General features: G+C 37.9%; 23 protein-coding genes. 16 read left to right on the top strand and 7 right to left on the bottom strand.

Translation table 11 applies throughout. The annotated features are described in order from the left end of the window. The first annotated feature begins 32 nt into the window (after positions 1–32). The 5 genes from ACMX9J_RS21855 to ACMX9J_RS21875 all read left to right on the top strand — a co-directional run bounded on the left by ACMX9J_RS21855 (position 33) and on the right by ACMX9J_RS21875 (position 5,675). On the top strand, positions 33–254 hold the full coding sequence (locus ACMX9J_RS21855) for a spore germination protein (protein WP_028413997.1): 222 nt from the start codon (positions 33–35) through the stop codon (positions 252–254). Between the two features lie 157 nt (positions 255–411). Then, a complete protein-coding gene (locus tag ACMX9J_RS21860; RefSeq protein WP_230683538.1) occupies positions 412–1,917 on the top strand; it encodes a LysM peptidoglycan-binding domain-containing protein in 1,506 nt (501 codons plus the stop codon). 287 nt (positions 1,918–2,204) lie between these two features. Further along, complete coding sequence (locus ACMX9J_RS21865) at positions 2,205–3,407, top strand: macrolide family glycosyltransferase (RefSeq protein ID WP_416226163.1); 1,203 nt, start codon at positions 2,205–2,207, stop codon at positions 3,405–3,407. A gap of 44 nt (positions 3,408–3,451) precedes the next feature. Next, positions 3,452–4,360, top strand: coding sequence for a UTP--glucose-1-phosphate uridylyltransferase GalU (galU, locus tag ACMX9J_RS21870; protein ID WP_416226164.1), 909 nt, complete (start codon positions 3,452–3,454; stop codon positions 4,358–4,360). 103 nt (positions 4,361–4,463) lie between these two features. After that, complete coding sequence (locus ACMX9J_RS21875) at positions 4,464–5,675, top strand: MFS transporter (protein ID WP_033578470.1); 1,212 nt, start codon at positions 4,464–4,466, stop codon at positions 5,673–5,675. Between the two features lie 246 nt (positions 5,676–5,921). On the opposite strand, the gene ACMX9J_RS21880 is transcribed toward ACMX9J_RS21875, so the two are convergent. Beyond that, positions 5,922–7,145, bottom strand: coding sequence for an MFS transporter (locus ACMX9J_RS21880; protein WP_028413992.1), 1,224 nt, complete (start codon positions 7,143–7,145; stop codon positions 5,922–5,924). Between the two features lie 419 nt (positions 7,146–7,564). Here ACMX9J_RS21880 and ACMX9J_RS21885 point away from each other — a divergent pair, with 419 nt between their 5' ends. From ACMX9J_RS21885 to ACMX9J_RS21910, 6 genes are all read left to right on the top strand, one after another. Beyond that, a complete protein-coding gene (locus ACMX9J_RS21885) occupies positions 7,565–7,936 on the top strand; it encodes a thiol-disulfide oxidoreductase DCC family protein (protein ID WP_028413991.1) in 372 nt (123 codons plus the stop codon). Between the two features lie 147 nt (positions 7,937–8,083). Continuing rightward, positions 8,084–9,004, top strand: coding sequence for an oxidoreductase (locus ACMX9J_RS21890; RefSeq protein WP_034266589.1), 921 nt, complete (start codon positions 8,084–8,086; stop codon positions 9,002–9,004). Between the two features lie 180 nt (positions 9,005–9,184). Beyond that, on the top strand, positions 9,185–10,165 hold the full coding sequence (locus ACMX9J_RS21895) for a DUF3231 family protein (protein ID WP_098113442.1): 981 nt from the start codon (positions 9,185–9,187) through the stop codon (positions 10,163–10,165). A gap of 201 nt (positions 10,166–10,366) precedes the next feature. Next, entirely contained in the window at positions 10,367–11,107 is a 741-nt protein-coding gene (locus ACMX9J_RS21900) for a DsbA family oxidoreductase (protein ID WP_028413989.1), read from the top strand. 201 nt (positions 11,108–11,308) lie between these two features. Beyond that, positions 11,309–12,268 (top strand): S8 family peptidase, encoded by a 960-nt coding sequence (locus tag ACMX9J_RS21905; protein WP_033578474.1) that lies wholly within the window; start codon positions 11,309–11,311, stop codon positions 12,266–12,268. Next, positions 12,265–13,068: an endonuclease I family protein gene (locus tag ACMX9J_RS21910; protein ID WP_028413987.1), complete on the top strand. Its 804-nt coding sequence runs from the start codon at positions 12,265–12,267 to the stop codon at positions 13,066–13,068. Before ACMX9J_RS21905 ends, ACMX9J_RS21910 begins: the two co-directional genes overlap by 4 nt. 50 nt (positions 13,069–13,118) lie before the next feature. Here ACMX9J_RS21910 and ACMX9J_RS21915 read toward each other — a convergent pair whose 3' ends face one another. After that, on the bottom strand, positions 13,119–13,580 hold the full coding sequence (locus ACMX9J_RS21915; protein WP_033578476.1) for a MarR family winged helix-turn-helix transcriptional regulator: 462 nt from the start codon (positions 13,578–13,580) through the stop codon (positions 13,119–13,121). Positions 13,581–13,860: 280 nt separating this feature from the next. Between ACMX9J_RS21915 and ACMX9J_RS21920 the strand changes: the two genes are divergently transcribed. From ACMX9J_RS21920 to ACMX9J_RS21935, 4 genes are all read left to right on the top strand, one after another. Further along, positions 13,861–14,499, top strand: a complete 639-nt coding sequence (locus ACMX9J_RS21920) for an HlyD family efflux transporter periplasmic adaptor subunit (protein WP_028413985.1) — start codon at positions 13,861–13,863, stop codon at positions 14,497–14,499. Between the two features lie 36 nt (positions 14,500–14,535). Next, positions 14,536–16,158 (top strand): DHA2 family efflux MFS transporter permease subunit, encoded by a 1,623-nt coding sequence (locus tag ACMX9J_RS21925; protein WP_028413984.1) that lies wholly within the window; start codon positions 14,536–14,538, stop codon positions 16,156–16,158. 61 nt (positions 16,159–16,219) lie between these two features. Then, complete coding sequence (locus ACMX9J_RS21930; RefSeq protein ID WP_328171145.1) at positions 16,220–16,648, top strand: MarR family transcriptional regulator; 429 nt, start codon at positions 16,220–16,222, stop codon at positions 16,646–16,648. Between the two features lie 44 nt (positions 16,649–16,692). Beyond that, positions 16,693–16,890 carry a helix-turn-helix domain-containing protein gene (locus ACMX9J_RS21935; protein ID WP_028413982.1) on the top strand — a complete coding sequence of 66 codons (198 nt, stop codon included), beginning with the start codon at positions 16,693–16,695 and terminating at the stop codon, positions 16,888–16,890. 29 nt (positions 16,891–16,919) lie between these two features. Here ACMX9J_RS21935 and ytzI read toward each other — a convergent pair whose 3' ends face one another. Next, positions 16,920–17,054, bottom strand: coding sequence for a YtzI protein (gene ytzI, locus ACMX9J_RS21940; RefSeq protein ID WP_080754395.1), 135 nt, complete (start codon positions 17,052–17,054; stop codon positions 16,920–16,922). Between the two features lie 128 nt (positions 17,055–17,182). On the opposite strand from ytzI, the gene ACMX9J_RS21945 reads away from it, so the two are divergent. Beyond that, entirely contained in the window at positions 17,183–17,344 is a 162-nt protein-coding gene (locus ACMX9J_RS21945; RefSeq protein WP_074894520.1) for a YfhD family protein, read from the top strand. A gap of 37 nt (positions 17,345–17,381) precedes the next feature. On the opposite strand, the gene ACMX9J_RS21950 is transcribed toward ACMX9J_RS21945, so the two are convergent. The 4 genes from ACMX9J_RS21950 to ACMX9J_RS21965 all read right to left on the bottom strand — a co-directional run bounded on the left by ACMX9J_RS21950 (position 17,382) and on the right by ACMX9J_RS21965 (position 21,193). Next, a complete protein-coding gene (locus ACMX9J_RS21950; protein ID WP_416226165.1) occupies positions 17,382–18,389 on the bottom strand; it encodes a FecCD family ABC transporter permease in 1,008 nt (335 codons plus the stop codon). Then, entirely contained in the window at positions 18,386–19,396 is a 1,011-nt protein-coding gene (locus ACMX9J_RS21955) for a FecCD family ABC transporter permease (protein WP_416226166.1), read from the bottom strand. The genes ACMX9J_RS21950 and ACMX9J_RS21955 overlap by 4 nt, the downstream gene beginning before the upstream one ends. Positions 19,397–19,477: 81 nt before the next feature. Further along, positions 19,478–20,398, bottom strand: a complete 921-nt coding sequence (locus tag ACMX9J_RS21960) for an iron-hydroxamate ABC transporter substrate-binding protein (RefSeq protein ID WP_028413979.1) — start codon at positions 20,396–20,398, stop codon at positions 19,478–19,480. Next, the gene (locus tag ACMX9J_RS21965) at positions 20,399–21,193 is read right to left on the bottom strand and encodes an ABC transporter ATP-binding protein (protein ID WP_028413978.1); all 795 of its coding nucleotides are present in this window, start codon (positions 21,191–21,193) and stop codon (positions 20,399–20,401) included. Positions 21,194–21,305 lie beyond the last annotated feature (112 nt).

Here is a 21,305-nt window from a genome sequence, read left to right on the forward strand (position 1 = left end):
AGCAGATAGATAGTGAACAGGAGGAGAGGCAGATGCCATCGGTAGTAGGAGCCGTAAATATCTCGAATGTATTGGTTTCATCTTCAGTGGAGTTTGGTGATTGTCTGGCTATTAAGCCAAAGAGTACAGCTTTTACAACAGTCGGTTCTGGTAGCGGGAACACAGGAAACTTTATGAATATTACAAGCAGTGCCAGTACCGCCAATACAATTGATATGGATATTAACGATCAAAATGTAGTGGGAAATGCATAAGAAACGAAAGCTTATCGTCATCGGACGGTAAGCTTTTTTATTTGAGTTTGACGTATACCCAAACGTTTCTTTACCACAATGTACCTCTAGGATTCTATCTTATAGGAGTAGTAAACTAGACAGGTGATGTCAAAAAGTGGGGAGGCGAGATTATCAAATGAAGAAAATATGTATGAGCCTACTTATTCTCTGTCTTTTCAGTGGAGGATTTGCCCCAATAAGTAAAGGAGACGCTGCTTCTTCAGTAGGCACTGTCAAAGGTGATAATGTAAATGTGTATCGTTCTCCATCTTTGCATTCTTCGGTTGTTCAGACAGTGAAAAAAGGAGAAGAATTTCCTGCTATTTCATCTGAAGCGGGAGATGCAGCTCAAGTTATCACCCATAAAGTAGTGCCAGGAAATACACTATGGCTACTAGCTAAACAATATGGTGTAACAGTCAGCGAGCTAATAAAACAAAATCAGCTAAAAACGACGGAGCTAACTCCGGGGCAAACGCTGAAAATACCACCAAAAGGCTTGTTACATAAAGTAGTATCAGGAGATACGCTTTGGAAAATCTCTGTAAAGTACGGTGTAAAAGCGACTGAATTAACAAAGTTAAATCAGCTATCATCAACAAATATTAAGCCTGGACAAATGCTTATTATTCCTGATTACTATGTACAAGTACAGCTTTTGGAAGGGAAAAAGGGCTGGATCAAAAAATCTGATTTAGCACAAAAGAAGCATCAGCCAGTAGTTATGGGCTGGAGCTTTAATGAAAAAACAGCAGGCTATGCAGAATCGATGAAACAAAAGAACTTAGACGTTGTTTCACCACGCTGGTTTACGCTAACGCGGAGTGACAAAGTTGTTTCATCTTCTATAAATCCATCGTATGTTCAAACGGCTCACAAAAACGGCAAAAAAGTCTGGCCGCTCATCGGTAACAATTTCGATGATGTGCTGACAAGTGACGTCCTAGGCAATAAAGCAAAGAGGCAAAAGCTTGTATCGTCAGTCGAAAGTTCGCTTGTGAAAACAAACAGTGACGGTATTAACGTTGACTTTGAAAATATTAATATCAAAAACAAACAAGATTTTGTTTTATTTATTAAAGAATTAAAAGCAGCGTTAAAGCCTCATGGTATGACCGTTTCAGTAGACGTAACACGAGAGAATAATGATCCGTTTTGGTCAGGAAGCTTTGATCGAAAACAGATTGGTCAAGTGGCAGATTACGTCATTATGATGGGTTATGAAGAACACTGGGGAGGAAGTCAGGTTCCAGGGTCTGTGGCTTCGCTGCCTTGGGTGAAAGAAGGAACAGAACTTCTTATGAAAGATGTACCTGCACACAAAATCCTGCTGGGAGTTCCTTTTTATACGCGAGAATGGAAAACGGATCTATCGACCAAAAAAGTTGTCACAAAAGACTTAACGATGAAAGAAGCCGAAGCAATTATCTCTTCTAAAAAGTTAACTAAAAAATGGGACAGCCAAGCCTCTCAGTACTATGTAGAATACACCGAAAATGGTACGAAGCATCAAATATGGCTCGAAGACAAAGCATCTATGCAGCGCCGGGTTAAATTAATTAATGACTATCATTTAGGCGGGGCGGCAGCTTGGTATATTGGTTCAGAAACATCAGATATATGGGAGTTATATAACTTCTAAATAAAAAACACACCTTATGCTTAATGTAGCTAGGTGTGTTTTTTATTTTCATCATATTGAAGCGCATACATCTATTTACAAACAAGATAAATTTTACAATATTTGTTTTTCTTGAGTTAATTTATAACTATATTCCAAAATGAGCCTATTTAACCTTTTTTTAGTTGAAAACGCTTAATGACTTTACGATAAAGATAATTTATAGTAAATTCAGTTTCTATACAATAAATTTACCAAATGAATAATTAAGTTATTTAATTATTAACTAAGTGAAAGGAATGGATGTTATGGGAAATGTATTAGTAATAGGCTTTCCAGGTGAAGGACATGTGAACCCTTCTTTAGGAATTGTAAAAGAATTAATGGCTCAAGGGGAGAAGGTCGTCTATTACGGCATTGAAGACTATGCTGAAAAAATCCGAAAAGCAGGAGCGGAATTTCGTGAATACGAAGATTTTCGTCCAAGTCTTGATATGAGCAACCGTATGACCAAAGAAGAGTCTTATGACCGCTATGAAATAATGAATTTGTTTTTAAATGAATCTGAAAATATTATTACTAAAATTATGAGTGAAACGAAACATGAAACATATGATTATGTACTTTATGATTATCACCTTTTAGCAGGTTCCGCTGTGGCCGACCTTCTTCAGCTTCCAAAGGTTTCTCTTTGTACGACGTTTGCGTTAAATAAGGAGTTAGCAACTTGTATGATGCCAAGTGGTCAAACAGAACCTGACCAATCTTCCTTTTATCCTCAATTCGAAAAATCATTAAATAAGTTCAACAGCCAATATAATACGGAGTTAAAAGACTCCATGGACATTATGTCAAATCCAGGGGATATTACGTTAGTATTTACGTCAGAATTCTTTCAGCCGCACGTATCTGAATTTACGAGTGAGTACAAGTTTATTGGTCCTTCAATTGTTAAACGACTAGATATTGAAGATCCTTCTTACTTACAAAATGAAAATGAAAAAATTATTTTTGTTTCTATGGGAACTATTTTTAATCAGCAGCTAGAAATCTATAACTTATGTATAGAAGCATTAAAAGATTTTGAGGGTAAAGTTATTTTATCTATTGGTAAAAATACAAAACCTGAAGAATTAGCACACATTCCAGAAAACTTCGTTGTAAAACAATACGTACCGCAGCTAGAAATTTTAAAACGTGCGGATTTATTTATTACTCACGGCGGAATGAACAGCAGCAGTGAAGGATTATACTACGATACACCGCTTGTCGTTATTCCAATGGCAGTGGATCAATTTATGGTGGGCGATCGCGTGCAGGAGTTAGGAGCAGGCGTGAAATTAGATAAAAATAATGTATCTGCTGAGCTCATCAAAAGTACAGTTAACGACGTTTTAACTACTCACACATATAAACAGCATGCACAACAAATCGGAGAATCACTTCGCTCAGCGGGAGGATACAAGCAAGGTGTGAAAGAAATTTTCAAGATGGTGCCTGTTAAAGCGTAATAGATGTAAGACAGCTAGATAACTAACAGAGAGGAGTAAATCATATGCAGACTATAAAAAAAGCAGTTATACCAGCAGCAGGGTTAGGTACTCGTTTTTTACCCGTTACAAAATCTATCCCAAAAGAAATGCTTCCAATTGTAAATAAGCCCGTCATTCAATTTATTGTGGAAGAAGCCTTAAAATCAGGCATCGAAGATATTTTAATTGTTACAGGAAACGGAAAACAAGCGATTGAAAATCATTTTGACCATAATATTCAATTAGAACACTTGCTTCATCAAAAAGGAAAGACCGAACTATTAGAGGAAATGGAGCATATCTCTGAACTAGCGAATATTCATTACGTTCGTCAAAAAGAAATGAAGGGCCTTGGCCATGCGATTGGCTGTGCTCGACAATTTATTGGAAACGAACCGTTTGCAGTTTTACTTGGAGATGACTTAACAGACCCAGATCAGCCTTGTTTAAAACAGCTGATTGACCAGTATACCCAAACGGGATCGTCGGTTATCGGCGTGCAGCGCGTAGAGGAAGAAGCCGTTCATCGTTACGGGATTATAAATCCAAAAGCAAATAAAAACCGATTATACGAAGTGAATGGTTTTGTAGAAAAACCATCAGTCGAAGAAGCTCCGTCTAATTTAGGAATTATTGGACGCTATGTATTTACACCTGACATTTTTGATTATCTTGAAACGCAGGAAGCTGGAAAAGGTGGGGAGATTCAGCTAACGGATGCTATTCAGCGTATGAATATAGACCGTTCTATTTATGCTTACGAATTCGAAGGCGAACGTTATGATGCAGGGGAAAAATTAGATTTTATTTTTACGACCCTTGCTTTTGCGTTAAAAGATGAAGAATTAAAAGCACCTCTTTTAACTAAATTCAAAGAGCTGATCAACAAGGAAGAACAAAAAGAAAAAATTGCTGTACAAATTGGAAAATAACCTTCATTTACACACCTTTCTTCTACTGTTTCTTGAAGAAAGGTGCGTTTTTTTGCGAAAATGGAACGTTTGACAGCTGGATAGAAAGGGTTGAAATGAGTTTATGTCGAAAGCAGAAAATTCGTTTGTATCAGGCATAAAGATTGTATTTACAGACCGGGATTTTCGAACGATTTTTATTTCATTATTTATTATTGGGTTGTCTGTTGGCGGCTTTATGCCTTATTTAACGGTTTGGGCAACAAATACATTGCACGCCACTTCGTTTCAAGCAGGATTTTTATTTGTCCCAATGAGCATTCTTGGTTTAATCGTCTCGTTTTATTTGGCTTCTTTATCAGACAAATGGGGAAAACGAAAGCCATTTATTATTTGGGCCTTACTGATTGGAACCATTTCAAGAGTTCCCTTAGCGTTTACGCATTCTTATACAATAGCACTCATTTTACTTGCTATAGGAGGGTTTAATGCGTTTTCTTTTTTCTTTGCTCTGCTGAATGATTTTATTGTTAAAAAGGAAGAAAGTAAATCGCAGGCAGGTACGATTACCGGTACTGTGCGAATGGCATTTTCACAAGGCTATATTTTTGGACCGATGCTCGGAGCTTTAATCATTGACCACGGAGGGTATACTCTTTTATTTTTACTATCAGGGTTGTTATCGCTGGCAACTTTAGTGTGGGTTCTTTTTGCGCTTAAAGAAGACAGTATGCCTCAACCTTCAGCACATGCATCTTCAAAAGCGCCAGCTGGTATACCTTCTGTATTAATAGCTGTATTCGTAGCGGCTCTTTTCATTTTTGCGGGTGATTCCGGACGTTCTATGTATTTGCCGCTGTATATAACGGATACGTTAAAGCAATCCGTTTCGATTGTAGGAATTCTTTTTACCGTTACGTCTGTTTTTGAACTAATATTTATGCCGTTAGGAGGCTATTTTTCTGATAAAATCGGAGTCAAACGCTTCTTTGTTATCGGCATAGCTTGCCAAGTGCTTTATTTTGTTTTAACAAGCCTTCATTTACCGCTGAGTGGATTGATTGCGCTTCAAGTATTTTATGCTTTCATTCTATCCGCTACAATGGGAGTTGGCATGGTGTATGCTCAGTCACTGGCCCCGCGTCAAATTGGACTAGCCACGACGGCATATATGACAGCTATACAAACTTCAGCAGTTGTCAGCAGCTTAGCTATGGGGTCACTAGTTAGTGTGATTCCGTTGCCTTCTACTTTTTACATTTTAGCTGTTTTTGCGGTTATTTCAGGTGTAATGTTTCTATTGATGAAGCAAAAATCAGCTGAGGAAGTGAGCTGAAAAGTTAAGAAGAGGTTGAGATATTACCAAATTAATCTAATCTAAAGACAAACAAATAGTATGCATGAGCTGCACTGCTTGTGACACAGCAGTTGATTTCCGTGCAAGTCTTCGCCTTGCCCTCCAATCAACTGCTAGAAGGACCTAAAGAAATGACACATACGTTCACCATAACAAAAAACGAACCATTCATTAATGGTTCGTTTTTTTTACTTTCTCTAAAATACTTTTGCCCCAGCCTCTTTTTTATGAGGCTGTTTCTTGAATTTGTTCGCGGGGCTTTTTATTTAAAATTTTGCGGTAGCGGTAATTAACAAAAGCCGCCGCCGCCATACCTACTACTGAAAGCATCGCATCAAAGATAAAGATAATTGAAATATGTCCCGTTTTAGACATGAGCCCTGTTGCTAAAGGCAATAAAATTGCAGCTAATCCAGCAGCGGTCGCTACAATTCCTGTAACCGTTCCTTTTTTGTTCCAGAAAAGCTCGGTCATAACGGTAATCGCTAATTGAAAGACCCCAGCCGTAGAAAATCCCATGAAAAAAGCAGCTGCAATTGCAATAGCAGGTACTTTAACAAATAGAAGCGTAAGTACAGCGATAAGGGTAATCATCGGGTAAACGAGAATAACCGTTACAGGACGAAGCACTTTGCTTAATAATACGGCTAATACTAAAACAGAGATTAAAGCTCCGATGCTGTAGTAGCTTAAAAGGCGAACCGAGCTGCTTTCAGCCATACCTAATACTTGTTGACCATAAGTAGGAAGCCAAATTTGAGCCACTGTAAACAGAGCTGTAGAAGTAAATCCAATCACAATAAGAGCGATTCCTTCTTGTTTCATGTTAGGAGGAGAGATAAATTTATTCTCTTCTGTACTTTGCTGTTGAACTGTATTCTGTTCGCGTTTATGATTGGGAAAAGGCAGTTTGAACATAAAGATCATATTTAGTAAATAAATAAGAGCGGGAAGGAAAAAAGCATACCCATAAAACAAATCACGATCCGCAAAAAAGGCAATCATAAACGGCAGAAGCGCTGCTCCAGCTGATATAAATGCTTTTACAAGAACACTGGCTGAACCTGAAGATTTAGGAAAAACTTCAATCAAAGCAGGGTATGTTCCAGCGTCCATAGCAGAGTTTGCAATACCAGCAATAATGGCAAAGATAAAGGCTGTTTGATAATTTGGCGATAATGGAATGCCAATTAAGAAAATAGCCATCGTCAGAGACGAAACAATAATCAAAGGTTTTCGTCCGACTTTATCAGACAAGATGCCTGATAGAGAATATGAAAGCAATTTTCCAATTCCGATAGCAGAAATGATATAGCTGATTCCAGCACCGTCGGTATTTAATTGTTTTGTCAAAAATGACATATTTGATGCAAGCATGATATTGACCATGCCAAGTAGAAAATAGTTAATATACATACCTGAAGCTGACAGCATGTACTTATTTTTCATCGTTTACACATCCTTACGTAAAAAAGCTTATATGAAATGGATAAAAGCAATCACCCAGCCCTCCTTTTTTCATCGTTATTTATAAACCTACTTCCATGATAAGTTTATGAAGACATTACCTTTACCTTTTATCATTGGATTTATTCAGTTCTTTTTAGTATGCGACTAAATGCGTGCATCTAGTGCTTCAAATCAATATGAAATCTATTCTAACATGTTTTTAGCGCTTTAAACCAAAAAAGTGATATTTTATAAAAAAATCCTATCTTCTTTCGCGGCTTCACAAAAGAAACTCCACAAAAAATGTTCGCTTTAAAGCCAGGCTGCACAAGAAGTACCTCTTAATGATGGTTATTAAAAATGAGAAAAGGGTATTTATAAACTAAGGAAAAAGAAATAAGGGAAGAAAGGTGGAAACAATGAAGCACAAAGTATTTTTTGATGCGGAATGTCCTTTATGTTACAACGTAAAAAAAATAATTAAAGCGCTGGACTGGACGAACCAAATCCAGTGGATTCCAGTTCAATACATTGAGCGAACGGAGTATAGCTACTTAAAAGAAGAAGGAAGAGACTTATATGATCAAATTCATATGGTCACCAAAAAAGGGGAAGTATTAGCAGGATTTGAAACGGTCAGACGGCTTTTAGCTGTTTTGCCTCTTACATGTCCAATCGGCGTGCTTCTGCATTTACCATTAATGAAAAAAGCGTTTAGTCCGCTATACAAATGGATATCCACAAACAGGTACGACTGGTTTGGGCGCTACGATTCGCCGCGAACCACATAAACATATAAAAAGGACAAGCTTTTAAAAAGCTTGTCCCTTTTGTTTTGAAAACATTATAATTTATACATACTTTAATTTCTAAAAACGTATGTGACCGAGACGCGTAAATTCTAGAAAAGCAGCTATAGCTGAAAGGGAGAACTTTATATGAAAACAAAATGGACAGCTGAACGAATGCCTGATCTAACGGGGAAAACTGCCCTTATAACGGGAGGAAACAGCGGTATTGGGTTTGAAGCTGCAAAGGCTCTAGCAGCTCGCGGAGCAGAAATCATTCTTGCTGTGCGTAATGAAGCAAAAGGGAAAGAAGCTAAGAAAAGAATTAAAGCGGATAACGGAAATGCTAAAGTGACTATTATGTCATTAGATCTTAGTGACTTGAGCTCTATTCGGCATTTTGCCAATCAATTTCTTCAACAATACTCGTCTTTGGATCTTCTCATTAATAATGCAGGCGTGATGGTGCCGCCTCACAGCAAAACGAAAGACGGATTTGAACTGCAGTTTGGCTGTAATCATTTAGGACATTTTGCACTTACGGGCTTGCTGCTTCCTTTACTAACGGCCACTCCACATTCACGTGTCGTAACGGTAAGCAGTATAGCCGCTAATTCTGGAGAAATCTATTTTGATAATCTCGACGGAGAAAAAGGCTACAGTCCAATGAAGTTCTATAGACAAAGCAAACTCGCCAACCTATTGTTTGCCAAAGAATTGCAAATTCGCTTAGAAGCAGCCGGATCAACGACAATTAGTGCCGCTGTACATCCGGGTATTTCAAATACAAACCTATTATCACGCGGTTCAGGAAAAGAACCAAACGGCTTGTTGAAATTTTTAGTCAAGCTATTTAGTCAATCTGCAGAAATGGGCGCGCTGCCTACTCTTTATGCAGCCACTGAATCAATAGAAGGCGGTACATATATTGGGCCAGACGGAAAAGATGCTAAAAAAGGATATCCTGTAAAAGATATGATGGGAGATGTTTTATTTAAACCGGACGTAGCGGAAAAACTATGGAGCGTATCTGAGGACTTAACAGGTGTTGAGTACTCGTTTCGTGCTTAAGATAAAAAACAGTTCTGTAAGTGCGGAGCTGTTTTTTTGTTGCTCAAAAACTATAGATCAGCGGGTTAAATAAAAAAAAGAATGTTGGATAGCATAATGGTAAGTAAACGTACAATGAGTATGTTCTCTTTTGAGCGATAAAAGCACTCAACAAAGCTCAAGAAGCGGAGGAAAGTAACAGTGCCTGACAAACCTAGTATTACCTCAAGTGAAATTGGAACGCTGTGGATGACATATCAGCAGAAAACGTTAATCATTTGCTTGTTGGATTATATGATTGAACATGCAGACGATGAAGATGCTAAAACAATTATGACAGATTTGCGTGAGCAGCTTATTATATACATACGAAAGATAAAAACAATATTTGAAAAAGAAGGAGCCGTAGTGCCAACCGGGCTTTCATCTCAAGACGTAAACATACAGGCTCCAAAACTATTTACTAATGGATTTGATATTATGTTTCTTCGTGTTATTAAAGAAATTAGTATGGGGATGTATACATTAAGTTTAGGTAAGGCCTACAGAGAAGATGTGGTGAAATTTTATCAAGATTTAACAAAGATTACGCAACATTGTTATGATTCCTGTACGCAGTATTTACTGAAAAAAGGGATTTTATCACGTCCACCCTATATTCCGATGCCAACCACCGTTGAGTTTGTTTCTGACAGAAAATATTTGAGCGGCTTAAATGTATTTGCGGATAAAAGAGTATTAAATACGATAGAGCTAGCTCAGCTTTATCACGGGGTCGAAACAAACATTGTGGGGATGAAGTTAATGAAGGCTTTTTCTCAAACGGCTAAAGATACCGAAGTCAAAAAGCATTTTTTGAAAGGAAAAGAGCTCAGTAAAAAGATTATTACGCGTCTAGAAGAAATAATTATACAAGACGATATTTCACCTTCTGTTGCCTCAACAGGAAGCATCACGACTTCTGAAACGCCTGCTTTTTCTGATCGTTTGATGCTGACATGCGATATTTTACTAAGTAATTTTAGTATTGGAAGTCAGGCATTTGGAGCAGCATTTAGTTTTCGAAGAGATATTGTGGCTAAAATGATGCTGATAGGAGAAGATGCGTTTCAATATGCAAGCGAAGCGACGGAAATTATGATTAAAAAAGGCTGGCTTGAAGTTCCACCAAGTATTGATTAGCTAATATGAAAATACGTATTTACATGATGATCTTTTAAAAGCAATGAATTTAAAATAAGTGAGATAAAAACACGGTGCTGATTCAATACACTTAGTATGTAAATCAACACCGTGTTTTTTGCTTTGTTTGAGCAAGTTATGATGGAAATTATTCAAAGGTATGCTACGATAAGAATTATCTTGAATTGAAGAGGTGTCACGATGAAAATAGAAGTTTGGTCAGATTTTGTCTGTCCTTTTTGTTATATTGGAAAGCGTCGATTAGAGCAAGCGCTTCAGCAGTTTGCACACAAAGATGACGTGCAGGTTGAATTTAAAAGCTTTGAGCTAGATCCAAATGCTTCAGTTAATACTGGTAAAACGATTAATGAAGCTCTTGCTGCTAAATATGGAATGACCATTGAACAAGCGAAGCAAGCAAATGAAGGGATCGGACAGCAGGCAGCTGGTGTGGGATTATCCTTTAATTTTGACGATATGAAGCCAACTAATACGTTTGACGCTCATCGTTTAGCAAAATTTGCAAAAGCTCAAGGAAAAGAAGCAGCTATTACAGAAAAACTCTTATATGCATATTTTACTGAATCAAAACATCTAGGTGAAGAAGCGACGCTGATTGCTCTTGCTGAAGATGCAGGTCTTGATCGAGAAGAAGCACGTCAAATTCTTGCAGATAAAAACGCATATGCAAATGAAGTGCGCAGTGATGAAGCAACGGCTCAGCAATATGGCATTAGCGGCGTTCCGTATTTTGTTATTAATCAAAAATATGCGATTTCAGGTGCACAGCCAGTCGAAACATTTGTAGGAGCTCTCCAACAAGTATGGGAAGAAGAAAATCCGACTCCCGCTTTGAAGAGTTTGTCTCCAGAAGGCGCAGATGATGCCTTTTGTGCAGATGGTCAATGTGCCGTGCCTGATTCTTCTAAAGACCAACAATAAAAGAAAGCAGAGGCGGAAATTTCGCTTCTGCTTTTTGTTTATTTTTTTAAAAAAAATCACAAAAACACAAACGTGTGTTCTGTTTTTGTGTTATAATAAGTTTAGAAGCAACAAACCTCGATGAGTGAACTCCAAAAATAAGCGATTAAAAGTGATCCCACCATGAACTAGCTTCCATTTAATCCTGCAGGGGGAATCTAAATGAAGAACAAAGTGCGCATTATCCCATTTCAAGTAGTTGAACAATTAAGTCAATTTAATGAAGTCCCACAAGGAGTGGCTCTAATTGGAGCAGAGGAAGTATGGAAGCAAACAAAAGGACAGGGAATAACCGTAGCGGTTTTGGATACTGGCTGTGAGGTTACACACCCAGATTTGCAGGAGCGAATTATTGGAGGAAGAAATTTTACGCACGATGATCAGCAAAATCCTGATGTTTATCAAGACTATAATGGTCACGGTACTCACGTAGCAGGCACAATTGCAGCAGCTCATAATGGAGCGGGCGTTGTAGGAGTGGCTCCTGAGGTGAATTTACTTATTCTGAAAGTACTTGATGGGAATGGTTCAGGTCAATATGAATGGATTATTCAAGGTATTACCTACGCCATCCAGCAAAAAGTAGATATCATTTCAATGTCACTTGGAGGTCCGGCCGATGTACCTGAACTGCATGAAGCGATTCAGGATGCTGTTGATCAGAATATTTTAGTTGTCTGCGCAGCGGGAAATGAAGGAGATGGAGAAAGCTCCACAGATGAGTTTGCATACCCAGGCTCATATAATGAAGTGATTAGCGTAGGAGCGGTTGATCTAAAGAAACGTTCTTCGATATTTTCCAACTCAAACAATGAAGTGGACGTAGTGGCTCCGGGGGAGAAGATCATATCAACCTACTTGAATGGAAAGTATGCCGCACTGAGCGGAACTTCTATGGCCACGCCTCACGTGGCGGGAGCTTTGGCATTGATAAAAGTTCTTTCAAATGAAACGTTTGGAAGAGAACTTACAGAACCAGAGCTTTACGCACAGTTAATCAGAAGAACACTTCCATTAAATGAATCACCAAGAGAAGTAGGAAACGGGTTTGTGCACTTGACCATTGTTGAAAAGCTATTGCGTGAAATTCAACGTCAAATGACTTCAGAGGTGATGGGATGAAAAGCAGTTTAGATATATTAATGGTGGAAAAACAGCAGGCAAAAGCCCTTTATCACGAATACGTAAACAAACGAAGCTATTATGATGAAAAGACGGATGAAGAGAGTAAAAATCTTTATTATCGAGGTACTCTCTTTGAAAGAGAAGCCATGCAAGCTTTGTTAACGGAAACGCATCAGCATTTGCTGAGTTATTCGCCGCATAAATATGTATATCCATGGGTGGATCTACAGGAGAATGGAGAGCTGAAGAGTCTGTATTCAGGGAAAGGTATGGATCCGTTAGAAGCGATACAGCAAGATATTGATGCACTTCAGTCGCTTAGTCACTCATCTGTTTCAAGCAATGATATACTGCTAAACTGTGAGCACGTTGTCCCGCAATCTTGGTTTGGAAAACAAGAGCCTATGAGAGGCGATTTGCATCATTTGTTTGCGTGTGAACCTTCTTGTAACAGCCGAAGAGGTAATTCCTCTTATATTGACTTCCCGGATTATACACCGGAAGTTAAGCAATCAGATGTGAAAGAAGGGTGCGGCAAATCAGAAAAAGGTAAGTTTGAACCCGAATATGGAAAAGGAATTGTCGCTCGAGCTACGCTTTATTTTTTAATTCGCTATCATAATAAAATTGACTCTTCACGAGTAGATCTTCCTCTTTTACTAAAATGGCATGAAGAATTTACCGTTTCACTTTATGAAAAACATCGCAATGCAGCAATTTTTGAATTGCAAGGCAACCGAAATCCTTTTATCGATTTTCCTGACAAAGCAGCTACATTAATGAATTCGGCTTTCTAAAATAAAAAAGGAGCTCCGTTTCTATTCGAAACGGAGCTCCTTTAGGTATCCTAATAAGAAAATCCATATTTATCGCTCAAAAGGGCATCCATTTTATTTAACAAGCGAAAATATTCTTCTTGTTCTTCTACAGTTAGAGCTGCTAGCATATCTTTTAAAAATACATTTCGCTTCTCTGTAATCATTGAAACAAGCTGTTTGGATTCATCGGTCAATGAAACCCACACGACTCTCCGGTCTTTTTCGTCTCGCACGCGCTGAATGAGAGATTCTTCTTCCAATTGATTTAATAAGCTAGTTGTAGCGCCCGAGGTTAAGTGAAGTTTATTTGAAATATCTGCCACCATATACTTTGTACCGCTGGCAATGTAGTTTAAGATATAAAATTTAGTGGGTGTTAAGTGATAAGGCTGCGTTTTTAATGTTTCTTCGACTAAATGTCGCATATATTGAAAAAAAGATGTGTTAATTTGATAAAGGTGTTCAATTTTTGATTCTACATTGTTATCCATGCTAGCTTCCATCTCCTTGTACACTACGGACATATATAAACTAACTCTAAAATAAAATGAAACAATTGTAAAGGATGGAAACGATTATCTTTAACCCCCCATTATTATTTTTAAATTAATATCTTTACGAAAAAATATCTTTATGATAAAGTTATTTAGGTAGTTAACCAAATGGATGATTATAAAGAAACATATCTCCTAATAGATGGAGATAATATCTTTATGAAAAAGCTATATAGAAAAGTAGTTTCATTAGTGAAGTATTAAGGAGGAGTAATGAATGTCTAGAAGTCGCTTAATGGTAACAAATTTTATTGGAATCATCGTTATTTTAGCTTTATTAATTGGAGGAGGATATTATTACGTTCAAAAATCCAACTATATTACAACGGATAACGCTAAAGTATCTGGAGATGTATACAACGTAGTTGCACCTGCAGCAGGTAAGGTAGCAAGCTGGACAGTGGAAGAAGGAAATGATGTATCAAAAGATGCTGAAATTGCTAAGATTCAAGCTGAAAAAGGCTCTGTAGCTGCTACAGTACCAGCAGATGGAAAAATTATTCAAACAAATGTAAAAGAAAATCAAATGGTTCAAGCTGGACAGCAAATTGCAACCGAAGTAGATATGAAAGATCTATTTATCGTAGCGAATATCAAAGAGGATCAGCTTAAGGATATTAAAGAGGGCGACGATGTAGATGTAACAGTAGATGGAGACAGTAGTACAAAAATTGACGGTAAAGTTGAAGAAGTGGGATATGCAACTAATTCACTTTCATCTTTAACATCGAACTCAAGCTCAGATGGAAACTACACAAAAGTATCTCAAACGGTTCCTGTAAAAATCTCTATTTCTAATTATTCAGAGCATGTGCTACCAGGAATGAACGCTGAAGTAAAAATTTCAAAAGACTAATTCTTACTACAACAGTTCAAGAAGGGAGGAAATATAATGACAGCCAGTATAGAAAACACAAGTGATGGATCCATCAAAAAGCATATTCCGCTATTGATTGTTTTAATGCTTGGTTTGTTTCTTGCAATATTAAATCAAACGTTACTAAACGTAGCCATCCCGCATTTAATTACTGAGTTTGGCGTAACCGCAAATACAGCTCAGTGGTTGTTAACTGGATATATGCTTGTGAACGGGGCGTTAATTCCGCTTTCAGCTTTTTTAATTGAACGATTTGGTGTGCGTCGCTTGTTCTTATTTGCAATGGTTTGTTTTACAGTAGGGTCATTGATTTGCGGAATTGCACCTACATTTTCGATTATGCTTACCGGCCGTTTAATTCAAGCTATTGGCGGAGGTGTCTTATCGCCTCTTGTTATGACCATTATTGTGTTTATTTTCCCTCCTCACATGCGAGGAAAAGGGATGGGTATTTTTGGATTAGCCATGATGTTCGCACCGGCTATTGGCCCAACATTATCTGGATGGGTTATTCAAAACTATGATTGGCACATCCTTTTTAACGGCATGGTGCCATTAGGTGCGATTGTATTAATTATTGCTTTCTTTCAATTAAAAGACATTCAGCCTCCAAAGGATGTAAAAGTTCACATGCCTTCGGTTGTGACATCACTTGCAGGTATGGGATTATTGCTTTACGGATTTAGTGAAGCTGGAAATGACGGCTGGACGGATTCAGTTGTTCTTTCTACAATCATTGGCGGGGCAGTTCTTTTAATTATATTTGTTCTTCAACAAATTAAATCTGAAAAGCCGCTATTGGATATGCGCGTGTTTAAATATAATATTTTTTCACTATCAAATATTATTAGTATTGCGATTACAATCAGTATGTACGCAGGTATGTTCTTGCTTCCAATTTACTTGCAAAATATCCGCGGATATTCTGCTTTTGATTCAGGACTGCTGTTGCTTCCTGGCGCACTTGTTATGCTGGTTATGTCGCCGATTTCAGGTACATTGTTTGATAAAGTGGGACCTCGTCCGCTAGCAATCGTTGGTATGTTCATTACATCTATTTCAACGTTTGAATTTACGAAGCTGACGATGGATACACCGTTTAATCATATTTTAGCGATTTATATTATCCGCTCGTTTGGTATGTCACTTTTAATGATGCCAATTATGACAGCCGGTTTGAATCAGCTTCCGCAGAGACTAAGCAGTCACGGAACGTCAATGTCTAATACGCTTCGTCAAGTAAGTGGTTCAATTGGTATTAGTTTAATGACGACCATTTTTACAAACCGTACAACGTATCATGTAAATGAAATCAGCAGTTCCATGAATACGTCTGATCCATTCTTTATGAATAGCTTTCATTTATTTGTACAAAAAGTAGCTGCTACCTTGCATTTATCACAAGATCAAGCTCAGCAGCAAGCGCTGACGATTTTATCTGGAAAAATGACGCAGCAAGGTACGATTCAAGGTATTAACGATGCTTTTTATTGGGCAACAGCGATTTCTGTTATCGGTTTAATTTTAAGTTTCTTCCTTCGTGACGTACGTAAAGATAAAGTAGTCGAAGAAAAGAAATCAAAAGCTCAAGAGGAAGATATTCGTATGCTTCCAGCTCCAAAAAGTATAAATTCATAAAGTGCTATAGAATCAAAAGTTCATCATAAAACATGTTGGAGAGAAAGGGGCGGTGAGGTGGATGGATCCATTGATATTTGGTGAAGAAATTCAAAGAATTTCAATATCTTTAAACAAAAAAGTAATGACAAATGTAAAAAGCCTTTTACAGCATTACAGAATTACCCCTTTTCAATATCATATTTTACTGATTGTTGAACGTGCACATACAATGCCTGTGACCAAAGTGGCAGACGAAATGAAGGCGAGCCCAAGCGTTATCACAGCATCAATTACACGTTTGTATGAACTGAATCTTGTGGAGCGCTACCATTCAAAAGAAGATCGGCGTAAAGTTATGGTTGAGCTTACAAACAAGGGAAAACAAGTGATTCAAGCGGCTGAGAAAGACATGCAGCAAAGGGTTGAAAAACTGTTTGCATGCTATAAAGAAGAAGAGCAGCAGCAATTTCTTACGCTCTGTCGGCAGCTAGATGAACATGTGACTTGAAGAGGAATAAAAAAAGTATATTGAGTTATGCGGAGTGAGTGTAAATGGATAAAGAGATGGTAAAAAACATTCGAAAAAACTACAATATGAATCAGCGAAACTTCGCTCAAGCAGTGAACTGCAGTTTTTCTTTAATCGCCCTGGTTGAAGTTGGGAAGAGAAGAGTAACAAAAAACTTAGAAGACAAAATTAAGCAAGCATTTCAATTGAACGATCATGATTTAAAATCACTGCAGGGCTAATAAAAAAAGTAGGTGTGAAACGAGCGCACCTACTTTTTTTCGTGTTGTTTTTTTGTAAGCGGATCTACGGTATGTTTATAATCATAAGCTTTTGAGGTGGTAACTACGCACAGCAGTAAAATAACAAATACAATGATAATAGAGAGCGTAATAATGATGATCATATAAAACGTCCTTTCTTTTTCTTATTACGTATGCTTTCGGTCTTATTGGTAAAATTCCTTCTTTCTCCACATAGTGCAGAAACGACAAACGCATACTAATAACAGTCTAGAATAAAGGAGTGTTCATTATGAATGAAAAAGAGTTGAAGAAACAATTAAAAAAGGTAGCAGATTATCCTGCATCTAAAGCAGATGGAGTGGACGAAGAGTTTTCGCGTGAATTAGCAGACCAAGACGATTTAGAAGCACAGGCTAGAGCGAACGCTGCAGATGAAAGACAAAAAAAATAATAACTAGACGCGCTTTCTGAAAAAGCGCGTCTGCTTATTATTTTTTCAAAAGCAAATAAACAAAATAAGGAGCACCTATTACGGCCGCGATAATTCCTGCTGGCACGCCGTTAGGATTTGCAATGTTATGTCCTATCGTATCTGCAATCAGCAAAAGCCAGCCGCCAAGTAGAATAGCAACGGGAATAAAAAGCTGACTTCTCGGTCCTACTAAGCCTTTAGCAATATGAGGAGCAAGAAGTCCAATAAAAGCCACGCCGCCCGTCACTGAAACCGCGGCTGCCGCTAATGCCACCGCGGCTAAAAGCAATGTTACACGTTCTTTCTCCAGAGAAATTCCGACTCCAATAGCTGCAGCTTCATTTAAATTAAAAATGTTTAATGAGTTTGCTTTGTACAATATAAAAGGAATCAAGACAAGAAGCCAAGGTAGAAGAGCCCATATAAAAGGCCAGTCTGTCCCCCAGATGCTCCCTGCGATCCATTTAGCAATAAAATCAACTTTAGCACGATCAGCTGATGACATAATCACCACCATCATTCCAGAAAGAGCCATTGAAAAACCTACGCCTGTTAAAATCAACTTTACAGGCTGCAGTCCTTGGCTTTTACTATATGCACAAAGATAGATAAGACCAGCTGTCAACAAGGCGCCGATGAACCCTACTAACGGAAGGGCATAAACGAAAGAGCCCGCTTCAATTGGGAAAAATAAAAAGAACACAGCAATTGCGGCTCCTGCTCCTGAATTAATTCCTATAATCCCAGGTTCCGCTAAATCATTGCGCGTAACACCTTGTAAGATAGCTCCTGATAAAGCTAGAGCCATTCCTGCTAGAAGCGTAATGATAATTCGCGGAAGTCGAATTGAAAAAAGAACGAACTCATCTGTAAAATTCCCTTTGCCAAAAAGAGTAGGAAACACTTTATTATAAAGAAGGGGTGCATCACCGAGCCCCATTCCTATCACAACCGTTCCAAGAATCAAAACAGTGAGCAGCATCATAATTATTCGTTGTTTTCTAATAAGCGCTGGGTGAATCATGAGAATGCTTTTCCTCCTTTACGAACAACGACTAAAAAGAAAGGTAAACCAATCATCGATACAACTGCTGCTATCGGTGTTTCATAAGGCGCACTTACGGTTCGGCCCAACGTATCAGCGAGAAGCATAAACGCTGCGCCAGTGACAGCGGACATAGGGATAATATAACGATAGTCGGTTCCTACAATTCCTCGTACAATATGAGGAATCATCAAGCCGATAAACACCATGTTTCCCACTAGCGCAACAGAAGCACCTGCAAGAAGAACCATGACAACAAATAAAATGGTTTTGACTTTTGTCGTTTGCTGGCCCAATCCTACAGCCACTTCTTCATTTAAACTCAGAATAGTAAGCTGCCGAGAAAGCAAAAGGGCAATGAATATACCGCCGAGGATAAAAGGAACAATGATTTGAAGCTGTTCCCAAGAAGTGCCTACCATTCCGCCAGCAGTCCACATCGATACATCTTTTGAAATTTTAAAATAAATACCGACTCCTTCTCCAATCGCATAAAGAAATGCTGAAACGGCAGCTCCGGCGAGTACAATTCGAAGCGGAGAGAAACCGCCTCTTTTTATAGCAGCAATTCCAAACACCAAAATTGCGCCAACCGCAGCTCCGATAAAGCAAGCAATCGTAATACCTAAATAATTTACAGAAGGGATAAAGGCAATTGTTACAGCTAAAGCTGCATTTGCGCCAGAAGTTAAGCCTAAAAGCCCTGGATCTGCAAGAGGGTTTCTTGTCATACCTTGCATAATAGCCCCTGATACTGATAAAGCAGCCCCCACAAAAACAGCGGCGATTTCACGAGGTAAACGAATATCTCTGATGATCGAAATCTGTTCGTTTACACTGCTTGATGAAAGTGCTAGCCATACATCTTTTATCGATATGTCAGCAGAGCCAAAAACCATTGAAGAAACAAACATTATGATGAATACGAGCAGCATACCTATTAATTTGTATAAAAAAGGAATGAAACGCTGATTGTCTTTTTTCATAACACACCCATCTTTTCATGTAAGAATAAATTTAATAAAACAAAGTAAGAGGAATTCTAAAAAGAATTCCTCTTGAATGAATTACTTGCCAAGAAATTTTTGAGTAAAGAAATCTAGTTGATAATCTAATGTGATTGGATCATTAAAATAAAATTCTTTTGCATTTGCTTCAAATACGTGATTATTCTTTACAGCAGGAATATTTTTGTACGTATCTGTTTTCTCAAATGATGTATCTCCATCTTGGTTTTTGCTAAAGATTAAATAATCTCCGGCATATTCAGGAAGAACTTCTGGCGAAATCGCATAGTATCCATCTTTCAAAGCCATTTTCTTTACTTTCTCCGGCATTTTTAATTTCATTTCTTGATAAAGAATCTCCGTTCCGCGTCCCCAGTTATCCCCAAACACATAAAGCTGCTTGTCAAAGTTCTCAATAACTGAAACCGTGCTATCTTCGCCAATTTTAGCTTTGATATCAGAACCAGCTTTTGCCGCACGCTTTTTAAAGTCGTCTACCCATGATTGTGCTTCTTTTTCTTTATTTAATAGCTTTCCAATTTCTACATGCTGAGTAAGGTAATCTACTTTATCGTATGTATACGTGACAGTAGGGGCAATTTTTTTCAATTTATCAATATTTTTTGTAGTAGATAAGCCAATAATTAAGTCAGGCTTTAATTCAATGATCTTTTCTAAATTTTCGTCTGATACTTCTTCCACGCCTTTTAATTTCTTTTCAAAGCGGGGATTCATTTTAGACCATGAGTCTACTCCGACAATGTTAACACCTAAAGAAAGTACGTTACCTGCATAGGAACCTAACACAACAACACGTTTCGGATTAGCCGGAACTTTTACAGGGCCGTCTTCAGATTGATATGTGATCGTCTTGGATTCGCTGTTTTTGCTAGAATCATTTTTGCTTTCAGTTGAACCGCTGCTGCAGGCACTAATAAGTAGTACGAATATAAGCATGAATGGAAGCAATAATTTTTTCATTTAGTTATCTCCTCTTAATAAGTTATACGTGATGCACATTGGTTTATTTGTTCTCGGATCTCGTCCAATTTCAGCGTCGATATGAAACACTTTTTTTAGAACGTCCTGCGTAATGACTTCTTCACATTTTCCGGCTTTGACAATTTCACCATTTTTTAAAGCGATAATATAATCCGCAAAGCGAGCGGCTTGATTTAGATCATGAAGCACCATTACAACTGTACGCCCTTGCTCTTTGTTTAATTTTTGAAGCAGCTCAAGCACTTCTAACTGATGAGCCATATCCAAGTAGGTAGTCGGCTCATCAAGAAATATAATATCGGTTTCTTGAGCTAAAGCCATCGCAATCCACACTCGCTGGCGCTGACCGCCTGAAAGAGAATCTACAGGACGAAACTTGTAATCTTTTGTTCCGGTTACTTCAAGCGCCCAGTCAATCGTTTGATAATCTTCTTTTGATAGACGCCCAAACCCCTTTTGATAGGGAAATCGCCCATAAGATACAAGTTCTCCCACCGTTAAGCCTTTAGCACTTTCAGGGGTTTGAGGGAGAATAGCCATTTTTTTAGCGAGTGCTTTTGTATGTTCTGTTGAAATGTTTTCGCCGTCTAAAATAACGGAACCGGATTGATGAGAAATAATGCGGGTAATGGCTTTCAAAAGCGTTGATTTGCCGCATCCGTTTGAACCAATAATTGTAGTAATCTTTTTGTCTGGAATGTTAACGCTTAAATTCTTTACTATTAGACGTTCACCATAACTAATATGTAATTTCTCTGTATATAGGCGAACCATATCTGACCCTCCGTTTACATTTAATACAACAAATACTTGATAATGATTATCAGTATCGTTTACTTTACATACTATAATTCGAACGTTTCCGGATGTCAATAGTTATTTTTAT

Origin of the sequence: Priestia sp. RMT2NF4 (assembly GCF_047872835.1) — a bacterium.
In the GTDB taxonomy this organism is placed as follows: domain Bacteria; phylum Bacillota; class Bacilli; order Bacillales; family Bacillaceae_H; genus Priestia; species Priestia zanthoxyli.